The organism is Pseudothermotoga sp. (assembly GCA_025060105.1).
Lineage (GTDB): Bacteria > Thermotogota > Thermotogae > Thermotogales > DSM-5069 > Pseudothermotoga_A.
The window spans coordinates 1-18,288 of sequence record JANXCS010000006.1 but is presented as its reverse complement, the minus strand read 5'-3'; the positions used below and the strand labels follow the sequence as shown (position 1 = coordinate 18,288).

At 41.3% G+C, this 18,288-nt stretch carries 18 protein-coding genes, 1 tRNA gene and 1 CRISPR repeat array; of the genes, 17 read left to right on the top strand and 2 right to left on the bottom strand.

Features of this window, described 5'->3' with window-relative positions:
* Position 1: 1 nt before the first annotated feature.
* Positions 2-76 (bottom strand) — tRNA-Val (locus tag NZ875_06580).
* Between the two features lie 56 nt (positions 77-132).
* Between NZ875_06580 and NZ875_06575 the strand changes: the two genes are divergently transcribed.
* The 4 genes from NZ875_06575 (at position 133) to NZ875_06560 (ending at position 3,788) form a co-directional block, all read left to right on the top strand.
* Positions 133-1,155, top strand: a complete 1,023-nt coding sequence (locus tag NZ875_06575; protein ID MCS7175403.1) for a glycosyltransferase family 4 protein — start codon at positions 133-135, stop codon at positions 1,153-1,155.
* The gene (locus tag NZ875_06570; protein ID MCS7175402.1) at positions 1,136-2,155 is read left to right on the top strand and encodes a flippase-like domain-containing protein; all 1,020 of its coding nucleotides are present in this window, start codon (positions 1,136-1,138) and stop codon (positions 2,153-2,155) included. Before NZ875_06575 ends, NZ875_06570 begins: the two co-directional genes overlap by 20 nt.
* Positions 2,156-2,308: 153 nt before the next feature.
* Positions 2,309-3,562, top strand: a complete 1,254-nt coding sequence (locus NZ875_06565) for a dicarboxylate/amino acid:cation symporter (GenBank protein ID MCS7175401.1) — start codon at positions 2,309-2,311, stop codon at positions 3,560-3,562.
* A gap of 97 nt (positions 3,563-3,659) precedes the next feature.
* Positions 3,660-3,788 (top strand): hypothetical protein, encoded by a 129-nt coding sequence (locus tag NZ875_06560; protein ID MCS7175400.1) that lies wholly within the window; start codon positions 3,660-3,662, stop codon positions 3,786-3,788.
* Between the two features lie 58 nt (positions 3,789-3,846).
* On the opposite strand, the gene NZ875_06555 is transcribed toward NZ875_06560, so the two are convergent.
* Complete coding sequence (locus tag NZ875_06555; protein ID MCS7175399.1) at positions 3,847-4,008, bottom strand: hypothetical protein; 162 nt, start codon at positions 4,006-4,008, stop codon at positions 3,847-3,849.
* A 103-nt stretch (positions 4,009-4,111) separates the two neighbouring features.
* Here NZ875_06555 and NZ875_06550 point away from each other — a divergent pair, with 103 nt between their 5' ends.
* From NZ875_06550 to NZ875_06490, 13 genes are read left to right on the top strand one after another with little or no spacing between them, the layout of a single operon-like run.
* Positions 4,112-5,272 (top strand): putative CRISPR-associated protein, encoded by a 1,161-nt coding sequence (locus NZ875_06550; GenBank protein ID MCS7175398.1) that lies wholly within the window; start codon positions 4,112-4,114, stop codon positions 5,270-5,272.
* Between the two features lie 4 nt (positions 5,273-5,276).
* A complete protein-coding gene (cas10, locus tag NZ875_06545; GenBank protein MCS7175397.1) occupies positions 5,277-7,454 on the top strand; it encodes a type III-A CRISPR-associated protein Cas10/Csm1 in 2,178 nt (725 codons plus the stop codon).
* Positions 7,447-7,899 carry a type III-A CRISPR-associated protein Csm2 gene (gene csm2, locus NZ875_06540; GenBank protein MCS7175396.1) on the top strand — a complete coding sequence of 151 codons (453 nt, stop codon included), beginning with the start codon at positions 7,447-7,449 and terminating at the stop codon, positions 7,897-7,899. The genes cas10 and csm2 overlap by 8 nt, the downstream gene beginning before the upstream one ends.
* Positions 7,896-8,693: a type III-A CRISPR-associated RAMP protein Csm3 gene (gene csm3 / locus NZ875_06535; protein MCS7175395.1), complete on the top strand. Its 798-nt coding sequence runs from the start codon at positions 7,896-7,898 to the stop codon at positions 8,691-8,693. The genes csm2 and csm3 overlap by 4 nt, the downstream gene beginning before the upstream one ends.
* A 5-nt stretch (positions 8,694-8,698) precedes the next feature.
* Positions 8,699-9,547, top strand: a complete 849-nt coding sequence (csm4, locus tag NZ875_06530; GenBank protein MCS7175394.1) for a type III-A CRISPR-associated RAMP protein Csm4 — start codon at positions 8,699-8,701, stop codon at positions 9,545-9,547.
* Positions 9,544-10,614, top strand: a complete 1,071-nt coding sequence (gene csm5, locus NZ875_06525; protein MCS7175393.1) for a type III-A CRISPR-associated RAMP protein Csm5 — start codon at positions 9,544-9,546, stop codon at positions 10,612-10,614. Before csm4 ends, csm5 begins: the two co-directional genes overlap by 4 nt.
* Positions 10,611-11,189: a hypothetical protein gene (locus tag NZ875_06520; GenBank protein ID MCS7175392.1), complete on the top strand. Its 579-nt coding sequence runs from the start codon at positions 10,611-10,613 to the stop codon at positions 11,187-11,189. The genes csm5 and NZ875_06520 overlap by 4 nt, the downstream gene beginning before the upstream one ends.
* A gap of 27 nt (positions 11,190-11,216) precedes the next feature.
* Positions 11,217-12,002: a hypothetical protein gene (locus tag NZ875_06515; protein MCS7175391.1), complete on the top strand. Its 786-nt coding sequence runs from the start codon at positions 11,217-11,219 to the stop codon at positions 12,000-12,002.
* Positions 12,003-12,008: 6 nt separating this feature from the next.
* A complete protein-coding gene (gene cas6 / locus NZ875_06510; protein MCS7175390.1) occupies positions 12,009-12,815 on the top strand; it encodes a CRISPR-associated endoribonuclease Cas6 in 807 nt (268 codons plus the stop codon).
* Positions 12,816-12,826: 11 nt separating this feature from the next.
* Positions 12,827-14,431, top strand: coding sequence for a CRISPR-associated primase-polymerase type A1 (locus NZ875_06505; protein ID MCS7175389.1), 1,605 nt, complete (start codon positions 12,827-12,829; stop codon positions 14,429-14,431).
* Between the two features lie 8 nt (positions 14,432-14,439).
* The gene (gene cas1 / locus NZ875_06500) at positions 14,440-15,438 is read left to right on the top strand and encodes a CRISPR-associated endonuclease Cas1 (protein ID MCS7175388.1); all 999 of its coding nucleotides are present in this window, start codon (positions 14,440-14,442) and stop codon (positions 15,436-15,438) included.
* Positions 15,435-15,722, top strand: coding sequence for a CRISPR-associated endonuclease Cas2 (gene cas2 / locus NZ875_06495; GenBank protein ID MCS7175387.1), 288 nt, complete (start codon positions 15,435-15,437; stop codon positions 15,720-15,722). Before cas1 ends, cas2 begins: the two co-directional genes overlap by 4 nt.
* Positions 15,723-15,735: 13 nt before the next feature.
* Complete coding sequence (locus NZ875_06490; GenBank protein MCS7175386.1) at positions 15,736-17,643, top strand: hypothetical protein; 1,908 nt, start codon at positions 15,736-15,738, stop codon at positions 17,641-17,643.
* Between the two features lie 301 nt (positions 17,644-17,944).
* A CRISPR array of direct repeats spans positions 17,945-18,283; the repeat unit is 36 nt; unit sequence GTCCGAAAAGAGATACTCTCTGAAAGAGATGGCAAT.
* Positions 18,284-18,288 lie beyond the last annotated feature (5 nt).

The following is an 18,288-nucleotide window of genomic DNA, read 5'->3' as shown; positions in this document are numbered from 1 at the left end:
ATGGTGGGTGCGGCAGGAATCGAACCTGCGGCCTCTTCCTCGTGAGGGAAGCGCTCTCCCTCTGAGCTACGCACCCAACTCGCAAAAAAAATTGTACCATCTGTTGTGGATAATTTCAAGGGGAGGAGGTTCATGAAGGTACTTCTTTATGCGGAAGCAAAAAGGCTCCTGTCGAGATCGGGAATCGGTATCGCCTTAAAACACCAGATGGAAGCTTTAAAGAGAGTGAATGTTGATTTCACACTCGCCATTGACGACGACTACGATCTGGCGCACATCAACACCGTTGGACCGGGAGCCAGATTCGTGGCAAACAGTTGCCGTTCGAAAAACATCCCAATCATTTGGCATGTGCACACCACGGCCGAGGACATAAGGAACAGCTTTCTATTGAGCAATATCTATTCGAAATACGCCAAATTTGCGTTGCGTAAGATCTATTCTAAAGCAGATTTTTTGGTCTTTCCAACACGTTACACGATGAACATCGTGAGAAAATACGGTGTGAAAGTGGAAGGAGAAGTGGTCTCAAACGGGGTTGACACACAGTTTTTCAAGAAAAACGAAGAAAAAGCTAGGCAGTTCAGACGAAAGTACGGTTTGACTGGTCCGATAGTTCTGTGCGTTGCCTTACCCTTCAAAAGGAAAGGAATCCACGATTTCGTAGATGTTGCAAAGAGGCTGAGTCAGTGCCATTTTGTGTGGATAGGTTCTAAAGGCTTAGCCTCCCTTCTTCCAAGGGATGTGAGAGAGATCCTGCGTAATCCCCCTTCAAATGTCCTGTTTCCAGGTTTTATGCCGCAAGAAGAGCTCGTGGGTGCTTACTCAGCGGCAGATGTTTTCTTCTTTCCATCTTACGAAGAAAACGAGGGTATCGTTGTACTCGAAGCCTTGTCCTGTGAATGTCCAGTCCTGGTCAGAGACATACCGGTGTACGAAGACTGGTTGCAGGATGGCGTGAACTGCTTGAAGGGTAAGACCAACACGGATTTCGAAAAAGCCATAGAAAAACTCATCAGTGACAAAAATTTTGCAAACGAGCTCGGAAAGATGGCAAGAAAGGTAGCTTTGGAGAGAGATCTAACCATAATCGGTGAAAAACTCAAACGCATTTACGAGGAAGTGTTGGAAAAGCATGGCAAAAAAGATGAGTAATCTCAAAAAAGCTGTTCTGATAGTTCTACTGAGTTTAATCATTGTGCTGGTGATAGCGGGCCTCACCGATATAAAACTCACAATCGAAGCCATCAGAAGAATCTCTCTCAGTTGGTTCGCATACGTACTCCTACTCGTCTCATTCGATTGGCTTGCGGAGACCCTCACAGTTTGGATGTTCGCCCGTTCTTACAAGGCGAAGATCCCACTTTTATACCTGTTCAAAATCACATTGGTCGGTAGATTTTTCTCGGCGATAACCCCGTTTTCAACCGGTGGTCAACCTGCACAGATAGCTTTCCTAGGTAAACGCGGAACTGAGTATGGTGAAGCCACCGCTATGCTCGTATCACGTTTCATCTTTTATCAAATTGTCGTTACTGCTATAAGCGTTGCTGGTTTGATCAGAGCTTATTCGTTGTTCGAGAAAAAGATCTCGAACTTTTCCTTGTTAGCTTTCTTTGGTTTCGCTTTGAACACCTTTGTGCTTTTCCTCCTTTTTTTGTTCACCTTGAATAGAAACTTGGCGGAGGGGTTGATTTCAAAGATATCCAAAGTCTTAGTTGCACTGAGAATTGTCAAGAACAGAGGGACTTTCCAGAAAAACTTGATCGAGCAGACCAAACTCTTTCACGAATGCATGTTGAAAACCACCAAAGACTTATTTACGACAAGTTTGGCTCTAATTGCAGCATCATTGGAAGTCTGGGCGAAAGTTTCAATAACTTATTTTGTTGGCAGATCCCTTGGCATCACATGTTCTTACATAGATGTGATCATGACCCAGTTGGTGGTCTTCTTGGTAGCCTCCTTCGTCCCCACACCGGGTGCCACCGGAGCTTCAGAGGGTGTCTACACACTCTTCTTCAAACACCTCTTCGGCCCCAAAACCGTCGCCGCCTTGCTCGTTTGGCGGTTTTTCACATACTATTTGAACATATTGATCGGTGGAATCGCCACGGCCCACGAGCTGGGAAAATTCAACATCAAAAAGACTTGAAATCTTCGCGTTCATTGTGTTAAGATAAAGATAACATTCATTAAGTTGTGATTGTTTAATCATTTAACCAAAATTTTGCCACCACGAACATCATTCTGGATCTCTTTGAGCCACAAAGGAGAGATCCAAATCAACGTTAGGGAGGGTGTTAAAATGGCGCAACCGAAAGCTCAAAGCATCTGGAGGTCCTACAGGTTCTCGGTGATACTACTTTTATCCATCATCATCGGAAGTCTTCTTGGCCTCGCTCTTGGTAAAAAAGCCACGGTTTTGCAACCCTTTGGTGACATCTTTCTCAATTTGATGTTCACCATCGTTGTGCCACTCGTTCTGGTGACGGTCACCAGTGCCGTTGCGAGCATTGCAAATCTCAGAAGACTTGGAAAAATCATCGGAACCATGCTCGTGATTTTTATCATCACAGGTTTGATAGCGGCCATCATAACAACAATCGTCGTCGTGATCTATCCACCAGCTAAGGGTGTCAAGTTGGATTTGCCAAAAGCTGAGCAAATCCAACCCCTCAAAACAGCCGATCAAATAGTGAAAGCGTTCACTGTCAACGATTTCCAAGCCCTGCTATCAAGAAGAAGCATGATGCCACTCATAATCTTTTCGATTCTACTCGGTTTGAGCATCAGTTTACTGAAAGAAAAAGCAGAACCGTTGGTGAAGATACTCAACATCCTCTCTGAAGCCATGGTGAAGATGATCTCGATCATCATGTATTACGCACCCATAGGTCTCGGTGCTTACTTCGCAGCGTTGGTTGGAGACTTTGGACCACAACTTTTGGGGGCATACGGTAGGGCAATGTTGGTGTACTATCCATTGTCGGTGCTCTACTTTTTCATAGCGTTCGCGATCTATGCATATTTCGCTTCCGGTAGAGAGGGACCAAAGAAATTCTTCAAAGCGATCTTTGAGCCTGCCATCACCGCACTCGCCACTCAAAGCAGTTTGGCAACTCTGCCTGTCAATTTGAAGGCTGCAAGGAGATTGGGAATACCGAAGGACATCAGAGAGATCGTACTCCCAGTGGGCGCAACGATGCACATGGACGGTTCATGTATAAGCGCTATACTTAAGATCTCCTTCCTGTTTGGAATCTTTGGAATGCCTTTCACTGGTGCAGGAACGTTCATCACAGCCTTTTTCGTTGCTGTGCTCAGTGGTGTGGTCATGTCTGGTGTTCCCGGTGGTGGACTGATCGGTGAAATGTTGATCGTCAGTTTGTATGGATTTCCTCCCGAAGCTTTCCCGATCATCGCGATGATCGGCTATCTCGTCGATCCACCCGCGACGATGGTCAATGCAACTGGTGATACGGTCGCGGCCATGATGGTGACACGCTTGATCGAAGGGAAAGACTGGATGAAGAAGAAATTCGTAGAAGAGGAAGCATGAAATCGAAGGGCGGCTTTGCCGCCCTTTTTTCACGTTTTTCCTTCCTGCCGAGTCGGAATGAACCTTTTGTCCAAGTCGAGTCCAAATCGCACCACGGATGAAAATCATTCTTTTCTTCACAATTTTCACTCTTTTTCGAGAGAACCTCGAACAAATGCCAATCATCCCTCAGATGAGAGTCAAAGAACTTGTACAAATGCCTTTAAAAACATCTTCGATCGACTGAGTCCCAATTCAGCGCTGACTTTGCTCAATTATGAAATGAATAAACTGAGACATAAAATTTACATATAATATATGTATGCAGACAATAAAGAATCGAACCAAGCCACTAGCCATTTGAACGATCTTGAAAGAATGAGCTGTTTGTACGAAAGAAACTTTTCTGATCTTACGTGTGGGGGTGGAACGTTCTCCACTAAAAATTCGTGATCTTCAAGTGTCATAAAAAAGGTCCAACAGGATCAATAAAAATTGGGGAACGAACTTTTTTGGTCATTGGCAAATGAATAGTTTACAATTGTTTCCATGATGGTGAGGTGAAAGAACATGGACCTTGGAAAGTATAGAAACACTTTAGTGTGCACAGTTGGTGCAAGCTTTCTCAGTAACGCTAGCAAACTCAATGCTCCAGAAGAACCGAAAAAAATACTCGAATTTGCAAAATTGGGGAAATTTGACGAAGTTGCTCGAATTGTGAGGAAAATTGAAGATCCAAGAAACTACATCTGGGGTGCTGAGATCAATTCAGTCGCTAGCCTGGTTGAAAAAGGATTCCTATCTGCTCGTCAGAAAATGTATTTGTTGGTTTCTGACACACCCGAGGGGAGCCTTGTGGGAAACATCCTCAAAATATATTTTGAAAACAACACAAACGGTTTAGACTTCAACAGCGTAGAGATCGTGAAAATCGATAAACTAGACAACAGAAATCGTTTGGAATTCAAATTCCAAGGCCTCAGGAATCTGGTCAGGGAGATGGCCAGATGCGTCAAAAATCATTTGGAATACAGTATCATCAATGCCACCGGTGGTTACAAAGCAACCATTGCCTACGCTACTCTTCTCGGACAAGCTTTGAACGTACCTGTTTATTATCTCTTCGAAACCTTCGATGAAATAATAGAACTGCTTCCAATACCTGTGAAGTTCGATCCGAACGTGTACAAAAATTATTCAAGCATCTTCGCATACCTTGAATACATAAATACGACAGACGAAGAAAGCTTTCTCAAAAAGTTTGGTTTCCGAAATTGGGGTGCCGTGCCGAACGAATTGAAGATATTCATAGAGAGAGTAAACTTGGACAACAAAAACTGCTTGTCTTTGAACCCCCTCGGTGAAATATACCTTCAAACCATCGAGTGGGACTGCTCAACCATTGAAGATAAAGATTACATGTGCGAAGAAGACTTTTCCAATAAGATCATTACGGATATCAGGCACGGAACCAAATTCAAAGAGCACAACAAAAACATCATCGAGGAAATAGCGAAGCTCCCTTGGGTAAAAACCGTGAGAATAACTGGAACCTCTGAAAAGGAAAGTGGAGATAGTTACGACATCTGGATAGAAGCAGACCATTTGAAAATCATACTCAAAAGCAAAAAGGGGATGGGATTCCTCACCGTTCATACGGTGATTGGAAGAAACAGATTTTTAGAGTGTGTCAAAGAAAAGATCGAAAAAATTTTGAAAGAAAGGAGGTGAACATATGAAAAACGAACGTGAAGAACTAGTCATCGGTGCGTTGATACACGATATAGGCAAACTCGTGAGAAGAGCGGGATTACAAAAAGAGCCTCACACGATCGCGGGTGCTCGATTCGTTAGGGATGTCAAGGTTAACGATGAGTACATCTTTGGACCCTATCAAAAATTCATCTTCAAACATCATGAACGCGATCTCGATGACGACAAACTCACGTGGTTTGTGTGTTACGCCGACAACGTGGCTAGTTCTGAGCGTCAAACGAGAGAAGATGAAGGTTTCGAAGAATTAAGAACTCTTGAGAACGTTCTTGCAAGGATATACAAAGACAAGGATGCAACCAGCTTCTCTTTCTTTGAACCTTTACCAGTTGGTGAGTTGAAGCAACCAACGGACAAAAAAGTAGCGAAAGAAGAAGATTTCAGAAAACTCTACGAAATGCTCGTAGAAGATGCAAAAAAACTGAAATTGAACATTGAAAATCTGAGATTTCTTCTGTACAGGTATTTATCCTTCGTACCACAGTCAACTCAAAAGCTTGGAACTATGGACATATCACTCTACGACCATATGAAGGTCACCGCTATGATAGCACTCTCGCTTTATGACTACATACTGACGAATGGTATCAAAATCGATAATTATGGAGATCTTAAGAAGCTGTCGGAAGAAGAAGTTCTTCTACTCGTTGGAGGAGATGTTTCTGGGATTCAAAGGTTCATCAAGAAGGTTTCTTCGAAAGGTGCACTGCGCTCCTTCAGGGGTCGTAGTTTTTTCATAGACGTATTACAAGAAATAATTGTAGACAAGATACTCGAAGAAACAAACTTCTTCAGAACGAACGTTCACTACATAGGAGGAGGACACTTCTATCTGGTTTTGTCCAATACGAATCAAAACTTTCAAAAAATTTTGAAAGTGAAAAACGAGATCAACAGATGGCTCATCGAGAAAGCGCCTGAACTCAAACTGGTCATAGAATGCGAACCGATGAAACTGAGCGAGGTCAAGGATCCTTCCAACGCTTTTCAAAGGTTGAAGAACAAATTGGGTCAAGCAAAGCTCAGAATGTACTCTCAAGAAGAACTTCACGAGATCTTCGATCTTGTGAACATTAAAAGCGTTCAAAACCTACAAACATGTAAAGTATGCGGAAAAAGGGTGAGAGATTTACAGCCGATAAGGGAAAATGAAGAACCAATCGTGTGCGGTTTCTGCAAACAGATGTACGAATATGGTAAACGAATGGTGAAAGCAAAATACTTTGTGCGTGATCCAGAGGGAGAATTTGAAATACTCAATGAAAAATACGATTTCAGTGACGAGCCTTCCAATTCAACCAGTTACGTACTGACCCTTCCTGAAAATTATCCAGAAAACTCTGAAAAACTCGTATTCATCGATATAGCGAGATACGCCAAACATGAAGAGTTCGAGGAAATGGCTGAAGAATCGGCAGGAAAGAAACTTGCATGCATCCAAGCTGACATCGATAGCCTTGGTGACATATTCAAAAACGGCTTAGAGATCAAAACTATGTCGAGAATCAGTACACTTTCAAGACTCTTCACATATTTCTTCAAATACAGAATCACGAAAATCGCTGAGGAGAAGAACCTTGCAATAGTTTACTCGAGTGGAGACGATCTTTTCGTTGTTGGTGGTTGGGAAGATGTTCTTCGTTTTACTTATGAAATGCAGATCGAATTTCGAAAATTCACTGGAAACAACGAAAAGATCACATACACTGCTGGCTTCGTTCTGTTTGATGAGAGGGAGAGTATCTCTCAGGTGAAGGAAACGGCTGAATACATCGAAAAACTTGGAAAAAGCAGAAAAGATTGTCTCGTCTTTTCTCACGGTATACAAAAACATCCTCAAAGAAAGAAGCTAGAGAAGACCCAAATCATCAAATGGAGTGAATTCGCTGGAAAGACATACCCTGCGTACGAACAACTATCGAGCCTAGTTGGTGTTGTGGATAGAAGCGTTTTGAGAAAAATTCTAACGCTTTCGCTGGAAGAATCACCTTTAAACAAGGCTTTTTTAGCTTACATTGAAGCTCGAGAGAACCAAAATGATAGAGATTTCGTCAAGCTCATCAGAACTAAAGATATTCCAGCATTAAACAGTGTCATGCAGTTGATGGATCTCAAGGCAAGGAGGGATGAAAATGATTAACTTACAGGAAATTAAGTGTCTACAAAAGCTTTCCAATTGGGATGTCTCTAAAATGATCGGTTTCTCAGAAAATGTCGCCAAAGGCATCATTGATAAAAAAATAACCATCACACAAATCAGAAGATTTCACAGCCATATAACCAAGATCTGGAGCAGATATTCGATGAACAGATCTTTATATTTAAAAGATTCAGAAAAATTCAAAAGAGAAATACTCGATGAGATAATCTTTGTTAAAGCTTTTCTCGCTTACCAAACAGGGCGCCAAGAAGAGCTGAAAGATTTACAGGATGTGTTGAGTGGAGCTATAGACAAAATCCAGGATCACCAAGATTTTGAATTTTTCAAAAAATTCTATGATTCTATAATTGCTTATGTCAAATATTACGAACAAATGAAGAGTGAACATTATGAAAATCTTCAGAGAGGAGGTAGAGGAAGATGAACGAAACATCCATCAAACCCATACTCGGCAAGTACATCATCTCTGGACGGATCGTCCTTTTAAGTGGAACAAGAGTCGGTGGATCGGACATAGGTATCTCCATAGGGGGACTTGACAACCCAGTGATCAGAAACCCACTCACTGGTCAACCTTACTTGCCTGGAAGTTCACTGAAAGGAAAAATGAGAGCGTTGCTGGAAAGGTTGAAGAAAAAGGAACTCAAACTCCATGGTTCTGGTAAGAATGCTATCAGAAGGCATGAGTGTGCTGATACTAAATGTGAAATCTGCAGACTCTTCGGCTCCTCACCGAAGTTCAATGATGAAAAGACCAACATACCTTCCAGGATAATCGTTAGAGACGCTCATCTGACAGAAGAATCGAGAGAATCTTTGGAAAGAATGGAAACAGATGCTCCGTACACGGAATGGAAGATGGAAAACGCTCTCGATAGAGTAACTTGTCATGCAAGCCCAAGAAGCTTTGAAAGAGTCCCAGCAAATGCTGAATTCTCATTTGAAATAATCTACACAGCTGAAAAAGCTGATGAGATCGAAGAAGACCTCAGGAACATCTTCACTGCCCTTGAACTGATCGAGGATGATTACATCGGTTCTAGTGGATCTAGAGGATACGGAAAAGTTAGATTCGAAGTAGACAGGCTGATCGTCAAACCTGAAAGTTATTACAAAGGGGAACAACAAAATGTGATTTCCTTTGATTTGAAGGATAAAAGTGTTTCACGCTTGAAAGAAAGAGTTTCAGAGCTGAAGCAAAAACTTTTGAAGGGATGATCGAAATGAAAAAACTCATCCTCATCGAATTTGAGGGTGGTTTCAGGATAGGAAGGGGAGATGAATCTGACTCTACCCTCCCAACGATTCATTCGGACACGATCCATGGTGCTCTCGTTTACTGGGCATTCAAACTCAATCCTGAGGAAGCTGAGAATTTTGCGAAAAGCTTGAAATGTTCCTCTTTGATCTTCCAACACGCGAACGATTTTCTCATTCCAAAGCCTTTGATCCTTGATTCTCTTTCCTTAGAGAATCCAAAAAGATTGAAAAATGCAAACTACGTGTATCTATCAAAGCTATCTTTGAAGAATCCTGAAGAATCTGCATTAATGGATCAACCCGTGATCGTCACGAATATCCCTAGAAATGCTCTAGACAGGAACACCAACAAATCGATGCTCTACTTCGTAGAGGTTGCTCATGTCAAACCAGACTATGTTCCGTGCGTAATTTTAGAATTTGCAGATACCTATGAACGCTTATTGATGGAGTGTCTGAGAATCTTGGCAGACAGTGGTATCGGTGGGGATTCAACGTATGGTTTTGGCTTGTTCAACTTTAAAGTGGTCGATTTGCCCAAGTTGTTTGAGCAAGGTGGGAAATATCACTGCACGTTGTCTTTATCTGTACCGAACGTAGATGAAATTGAGAGGTTGAACGAAGGTTACTATAAAGTTGTGAGGAAGCGAGGTTTCAAAAAAGATTCAGTTCAAGTCAAGGCAGATCTAAATTATCTTATGGAAGGTAGCACATTTCCATTTCCAATAAAAGGACGTGGCCTTGCCAAAATAGAAGACTATTTCATTCAAACCTCACCGATCACTGTAGCCTTCGGTGGTGATGGAGTATGAAACAAAGTGTGGTATTAAAACTCAAATCGCTAACCCCATTCTTCATAGGCTCTGGTGAAAAATACGTTCCCTGTCAAATCGTGAAGATTGGTGATACATATTACAGACTTCGAGACATGTCTTTTTTCAGGCTTCTTCACAAATATCCAAACATCAGAAAAGAATTCAAAAAGATTGTGAACGAGACTGTTCAAAGGGTGGATAAGGAAATAAACCATGATAATGACATTTTCTATCAGTTAAAAAACTACGTAGGGACAATCGATGGTGAGATCCTCCAGATGATAAAACACCCTTCAGGTGCCATGTACATACCCGGTAGTTCCATAAAAGGCGCCATAAGAACTGCCATAGAGTATTGTTTGATGAAAAGGAACGTTGGTTACTTTAGAAACTTGGTTGCAAACGCTTTGAGAACGGCTAGAAGAAAACAAGAATTGCAACACATCACCAAAGAAATCAACAACCACTTGAGATTGATCAAGAACGACCTTCGCTCTGACTTCGCGAGGTTTCTGATCGTGAGAGATTCAAACTTGATCAACACACCTTTCTGCCTATTGAGAATCGGTATCGTCAAGGTTCAGTCACAGAGACTCGATCCTGGTTCTATAAAACGCACCTTCCTCATAGAAGCTGCCGCTCCATCTATTGAACTGGAAGTTGAGATTATTTTCGATATGAACGGCTTAGAAGCGATTCAGAAGGAGTTGTCAAAAAATTTTTCAAACGTGCCAAGATCGATCGAACAGGTTTTAGATTGCGTCCGAGAAATGTACACAGACGTTGTAGAAGACGAATTGAGAGATTTAAAGAACGAAAATTCCAAATATCGTCAAATTCTTGAAGAACTAAAAAAGCAACCGAACAAGATTCACATAGGTTACGGCGGAGGACTGAAAGCTTGCAGTTTATTCATCCTGCTCGATGATCAACTCAGAAAAAATGTGAGAAACTTGATAAAGCCCCACGGAAATGATGTGGCTCCTCTCTCCAGAAGGGTTGTTTTGAGTAACGGTCAAATCATATCACCGATCGGTTGGTTCGCGTTCCAGGTGGTACGATGATTGGTAGATTTCCCATTTACACCAGTGAAATCTTCAATGATCATGAAGAAAAATGGCAGTATGTCCTAAAACTTATCAAGGATATAAATGAAGCCATTTATGAGTTCGTTCTGAATGCGCCGGATGGTACTTTACGGGTAATGGGACCGGTTCGGACTAAACACGGTAACTGCTTGGTGCTATCTAGCCCATTACCCGCTCTCTTTCGATTTTTCATACTGAACCTGCCGAACGAATTGAAGAGCTCGTTCAGATCAGACAACCCATTTTTTGAATGGACCCTCACCAAGGAACTCTTCACACCTCCGAGCACGTACATTCTGAAGATTTACGACGCCGACGTCATAAGTTTCAAACAACTCATCAGCGATTTTTCGATGTTCCTCGGTATAAATATCAAACCAAAATATCTCTTTGCCTCAATGAAAGTTGATAGGACGAACACCTATATCACTATCAGAACGTTGAACGAAGATGCCTCCGCCCTGATGAAATTTTCTCGATACGCGGGTTTTGGAGAAAACAGAAAGTATGGTTTTGGAGACGTAGAGGTTTTCGAAGTTGGTGAAGAGTGAACTTCCGAGATAGTTGGGGGAGAGAATATGCAGGAAGAACTTAAACAAGATCTGTTGGCTCTACGCAATCTGATTTCAGATGACAAAATGGCTGAGATAGCTTCTAATGCTCTCAAGGAAGCTTTGAGAGTGACGATCGAGACGAAAATAAGAAACATCTTCAGTTTTATGAAATTCACTGTGGTGAGCTCCGTGAAGCTTACAAAATATCTCTGTAAAACTGTAAGAGAAGAAAAGTGGGCCGCTCCGAAGAAGTGGTTGATCGACCTGAAGGACCAGCTGAAAAGCAGAGCAGAAAAGATTAAAAAGACTTGGGAGAGCATGACTCAACAGCAAAAGGTCGATACCGCGATCGATTTTGCAATAGTAGCGTTGTCTGCTTTCTTGGTCAGCGGTGGTTTTGATCTTGAAGGGGGACTCCCGGATATCGACACCAAATTTGGTGTGGGAAAACATAGGAACTTTTTCACACACAGCATACTCATCGGTCTAACACTCGAGTTTGTCATCAGATTTCTAGTGGCACTCGCGGTAGAATCAGAAAAACATGGCTATGTTCCAAAGTCCAAATTATTTCAAGCCTTTCTGAACTTTGCAAAAAAACATCACAATGCTGCAATATCGGGTATGTGGCTTGGATTGTTTTTACACTTCGCTAAAGATGCAAATCTTTTCAGCACACGAACGAAGCCGTACACAGGTATCAATGGTCTATCCATGAGACAACATCAAAGCCTGTTCACTTCCAACGCCCTTGCCGCGGCGATATTTTCTCAACCAAGGAAATCCGTTAACGAGTCTACAAAAAGCTGAGGGGTGATGCGTATCTTTCACAGTGTGGTCATCAAACTACAAGCTTTAGATGAAGGTGTATACGATTTTTACCCCGGTCAGAAAGTACACAGTTTTTTTCTTGACCTTATCAGTAAGTCCGATCCAAAAATGGCGAAGTTACTTCACGATGAGAAAAAAGAAAAGCCGTTCACAGTTTCATCCTTTTTAGGCCTTAACGTTGATGAGCCTATACACATCAACAAACACTCCTTTTATTTCATAAGAATCACAATGCTGAACGATGAGATCTTCGATTCCATGATTGCGAGTTTACTAGAAAAAAATGCACTGAGACAGGAAATGAAAATAGGCAACATACCCTACAGAATAGTCGAGATATTCTTCGACAAAGAGCACAGTAAATGGGCAGCACACGCATCTGCCCAAGAACTCTTCCTCAGCCCATTAGAATCGAACCTTATAAAACTTAGGTTCCACACACCAACGCTCTTCAGATCGGGAGATGAACATAACAGATATCCTGTGCCGGAGAAAGTCTTTTTCAGTCTTTTGAGAAAATTCAACAAATTTTCCGAATTTAAGATAGAGCAGCAGATTGAAAAACAATTCAAGGAGATTTCGATACTCGAGAGGAAAACCATATCCAAACGGGTGATTTTTAGAGATTTCTATCTCGAAGGATTCGTCGGAGATGTCATCTTCAAAGTTCCAGAGAACAACCAAGAACTACTGAAAATCACGAACGTGCTCGCCGATTTTGCCTTCTTTGCGGGTGTTGGGTACAAAACGACGATGGGACTCGGTCAGATCGAGAGATTGCCCATCGAATGAGGAGTGATTCCTTGAACTTCAAAGAGTTGGCTTTGAAAGCAGAGGAAGAATTTGACTTCGTGAAAGCTCTTGAATACTACGAAAAAGCCTTCAACGAATTATGCGTGGAGGACGGTTCACTCCAAAAATACGCCAACTTACTGTTGGAGTTTCAACGTTATGAGAAAGCGAGGGAAGTTCTCGAAATCTTGGTTCAAAAAACAGCCGAAAAACAGTACATGGAAAAACTTGCACAAGTTTACGAAGAACTTGGAATGACCGATCTAGCCGCATTGATTTACGAAAAACTAGGTACGGTGAACCCTGTCAAAAACGATTTAAAAGTGAACCAAATAGACCAACGTGTCATCAAGAAATTTCTTGAACTGTTCTCCGGTAGAGAAGACGTGTTCGCCGTTCAAACGAGTACTGGATACTACCCAGTGAGGTCTCCGATGAAAGAAAGAGACATCATTGATCATTTAGAAGGATCCAAAACTATTGGAGTGTATCCGTTGAGGTCTGACAACTGTATAAAATTCGCCGCCTTCGATGTAGATCTCAAAGACACAGTCTTGAAAGATCGAGAAAAGGCACTTTTGAACTGTCAAGAGGTGGTTAAACAAATCTGCAAAGAATTGGAAATCGAGGGCATCAAACACTACCTCGAGTTCAGCGGAAACAAAGGTTATCACGTGTGGATCTTCTTCAACACGTGGGTTCAAGCTTACAAAGTAAGGCTAGTTTTGAAAAGAATAGTTTCTGAAATTTCCATACCAGAACACATCAGCGTAGAAATCTTTCCTAAGCAGTCTGACACAGCTGGAGGTCTTGGTAATCTCATCAAGTTACCTCTCGGTGTTCACAGAAAAACGGCTAACAGGTGTGTTTTTGTGGACAAAAATCTCGAACCAGTTTCCAACCAACTTGAGTACCTCATGAAAATGGAACAAAACGATGTCAAGATCCTTGAACGGCTCTACAATGATTTGTTGCAACAAAACTCGCATGAACTTCCACGCATTGATGAGCCAAAAAATACTCAAAAGAACATAAAGAAGATCATCAGAAGTGAGATCGATCATGCAAAAACTTCGGACACGATCAATCACGTGATCCAATCGTGTCATGTCCTCAACCAAATCGCTGAAAAGATTCAAAAATCCGCTTACATAACGACCGATGAAGAATACATCCTGATCGCAGCTTGTGGATTTCTCGAGGAATCGAAAAGATTCCTCACTAGTTTGCTTGAAAACACTATAAACTATTCCCAACACAGACTGGAAGCGATTCTGAACAGCTTGGATTCTATTCCCATAAGCTGTGAAGAAATAAGAGAACAAATCGTGAACAAATCCATCGCTTTGAGCTTGGAACGTTGTAACTGTAAATTCAAAACGGTCTTCAACAGTCCCATTTGTTTTGCTGTAGACTGTCTTTCATTCGTACTTCAAAAGGTCGATGTGAGAGATCTGGTTAGAAAGATCTTGGACAAAACGAGGAAAAAAACAGAAATTGAAGTTCAAATAAAAACGCTGAAAACGATTTTAGCCTTAAAGATGACAAATGATGAGATACACGTGGAAAATATGGTCGTCAGAAAAAACAACGGAGAGATACAAATCATCTTGTGAGGGAAAGTATGGTACTGTACGTGACCGAACAAGGTGCTTTACTTTCCAAAGAATCCGGAAAGCTTATCGTTTCAAAACAAGGTGAAATTTTAGCCGAGATACCGCTCAAAAAAATCGAGAAGATCAATCTCATGGGCATGATATCGATGACCACCCAGTTGATCAACTACTTCTTGGAAAATGGGATCGAGGTCGTGTTCATGACCCAGTACGGCAAATACAGAGGAAAACTCTGTACAAATGAATATAGGAATGTTCTGCTTAGACTCAAACAATACGAAAGATACAACGACGCTGCTTTCAAGTTGAAAATGGCGCGAGCCATAGTCACTGGAAAATTAAAAAACTACTATGATTTTCTGAGCAACAGGAGTAAAAATCTACCCCGAGGCTTCCTCGGTGAGGAAATGGCAGCTTTGAGAAAAATCATCGAGAAAGTCTCCTTGGCTGATACCATCGAACAAATAATCGGACTGGAAGGGATCGGATCAAGGTACTATTTCCAAGGCTTTGGAAAATTGTTCAAGAGTGAACAGTTCAAATTTGAAAAGCGGGTCGCACATCCTCCAAAAGATCCGATAAACGCAATGCTTTCTCTTGGTTACAGCTTACTTTACAACGAGATTGAAGCAGCTTTGAACGCTGTGGGGCTCGATCCATACCTCGGGAACTTGCATACCGTTGACGTTTCGAAGAAATCATTGTTGTTTGATCTCACGGAGGAGTACAGATGCATACTTGTGGACAGTTTCGTGGTGAACGCGATCAACAGAAACGAGTTCACGATTCAGGATTTCGAAGAGATCGAAGGAGGAATAATTCACTTCACAAAAGACGCTTTGAAAAGGTTCATAAGCAAATTCGAGGAACGTTTGAACAGCAAGATGAAATACCACCTGGACGACGAGGAGAATTATGTGAGAACGATTTTCGAAAAGCAAGCTAGGCACTACGCTCGCGTAGTACTAGGTGAAGACGAACACTATATACCCTACTTCAGGAAGTGATAAACGTGCTTTTCGTTGTGAGTTACGATGTGACTGACGATAAAAGACGGAAAGAATTGTCTGATTACCTGGAAAGCTACGGTGTGAGGGTTCAATACAGCGTTTTCGAAACAGAACTCGCTGAATCACAGCTTGACCAACTCGTACGTGGTATTAAAAAACGCATTAAACCTGAAGAAGATACGGTGAGGATATACCCAATAACTAAAGGCGTGAGAGACAAAATAGTTACGATTGGTAAGGATAAAGGGCGCTTCTTCGACCAAGATGTGATCGTTATATGAGGAGGATTCACCGATGGAACTGAATCTGTACAGAATCGTCATCCCTGACAAGGTAAAAAGGATTTTCTATTACAACCCTGAAAGCTCTCCAGAACAGTTCGCTCGAAATATGTCACGGATGAACAACATAAGATTCGTCCACTCTTCAGATCTCGTCTGGGTTGAACTGCCTCTTACAAACAGGAATGTGAAGATATTACCAGAGCGTTCAAGCATGTACAAAAAGAAAGAGCAAATAGTTGAAAACGACGTGACACTCTTTGTTAAAACTCTTTACAGCTATATCGAAAAACTCTTCAAAGACAATAAATTTGCCAAAGCAGCACAACATTTGTACATTTCCTTGGCAACGAAAACACCGTTACGAACCCATCCAGAAGTCTCCTATTTCGAAGCTTATCGAATTGGAATCCATCAAATTGACGAAAAATTTTATCTATCGATCAATCCCCGTCTAGTGTTTCTATCTACCAAATCGGCACTCCATTCAACAGTGAGGTCTGCATTCCTGCTCAACATTATTTCAGGTAGATCTTTCCCCTTCGTTTGTATTGAAAACGGAAAGCTCGTCATACAAATAAACGAACATTTCCAGAAAGAAGTTTCTCAACCTGAGAACTATTTCTTCAACTTCTCCCCTAAAGAAATGGAAAAATTGAAAATCTCAAAGGAAATTTACGAACTTTATACGAATAAAATTCCCTCACTGTTCAAAAAGTTACCGACTGAGTTGAAGTTTTTGGAAGAACTGATCGATGTAAAGAAACCTTATTCTTTGAAACAAGGTAGTATAAAGAACTTTGGTATTGTCTACCAATTTGCCAAAGGTAAATCGAACCAGGTTAGAGACGTCTTTCAGTTTGGCTGGAGAGTCAAACCCAGCCGATTGAGAATAGTGCTCCTGCTTCCTGATAAGCTTTCAAAAGAGCAAAGGCAACAACTTATAGACAAATTAATCTCAGACAATTCCATTTATATGAAGACCTTAAGATCAATCGTACCCAACGTACAGAGTTTTGAAACAGTCGAATTTTTATATCGAGAAGAGGACCTCGAGCTTTTAGACTCTGAAAAACTTGGAGCTCTACCGAATGGAACAGTCGTGATCGTCCTTCTTTCGAAAACTTACAATGGCCTTGGAAAATTTTTGAAAAAATTCCCAAAGAACCTTATAGTTCTACCCATTCTAGTTTCGAAAATCGTTGAAAATCAAGTCTACGTTCTGAAGAGTTTTGCTTACAAAACGATCAATTTTGTTCCAGGATCTCAACCGTATTATTTGTCTGGTCTTTCAAACGGTGCGCTGTACACTGGATTCGATCTGAGTCATGATCATCACAAAAGACGATCCGACTATGCCTTTGCGGCTGTTGATTCTAAAGGAAAAATACTGTACATTGATCAAGAACTGAATCTAAAGTTGGATGAAAGGCTAGACATGAACCTACTGTTGAAAAATATCGCTAGATCTATTGATCTTTACACACTCTCAAATGGCGTTCCACCAAGAATACTCTTTTTGATTCGCGACGGATTGTTCATAGAAGACACAACAGAATTGAAAAATCATCTAGATATCTTAAAAGTGGATTATGTGATAGTTGAGATCAACAAAAACTCGAACATAAACTCATCCATGAACTTGAAAGGAAAGCTAATAGAACTCCAGAAAAACAAGTACATCTATTTTGCTGATACGTACAACTTGCAAAAAGGGGTTGAGATAAATATCCATACTAACAGATCAAACCTTTCTGAAGAGCAAATAGCATACGAAATCTATCTCACGACCAGATTGTTCCATCCGACACCATACGTGAATTTGAAGCTACCTTATCCCATCTACATTGTCGATAAGGTGTCACTCTTGAAAGATGAATGGAAACTCTACATACCCTATTTCCAACATCAAAATCCCTAGGACATGATCTTTGTTCCACGTACGTAAAATTATGGTCTTTGACAAGTGAAGAGACATCTGAAGCTTGTTTGAACAAAATTTGGATACACTGTTACATTAAGATGAAACATTTCCAGACCACATCCCAAAAATATGAATCATGCAGACAAGCCGTTTCATGTACAGAGATTACGAAACCGCATCTCAAGCTAAAAAGAGTAACAAAACCCCCAAATATTTAGTTGCATCTAACATCGACAACGTTAGGTTTGGAAATTCGATTACCGAAATTTTGAATTAATGATCTTTTCAAAAAAACACGGTCCGAAAAGAGATACTCTCTGAAAGAGATGGCAATACGGAGTCCCTTTAAACCATATCTTTCGATGTATTCGCTAGTCCGAAAAGAGATACTCTCTGAAAGAGATGGCAATCAGACCCCCCAGACGCCTGCTTCATATACCTGCTTTAACAGTCCGAAAAGAGATACTCTCTGAAAGAGATGGCAATAGCGAGCGTTCGGAGTCCACGGACCCCGTTTCTTTCTATGGTCCGAAAAGAGATACTCTCTGAAAGAGATGGCAATAATAACAAACCCCCCAGGCTCCAAACTTATAAATCTGCTGTCCGAAAAGAGATACTCTCTGAAAGAGATGGCAATTGGCA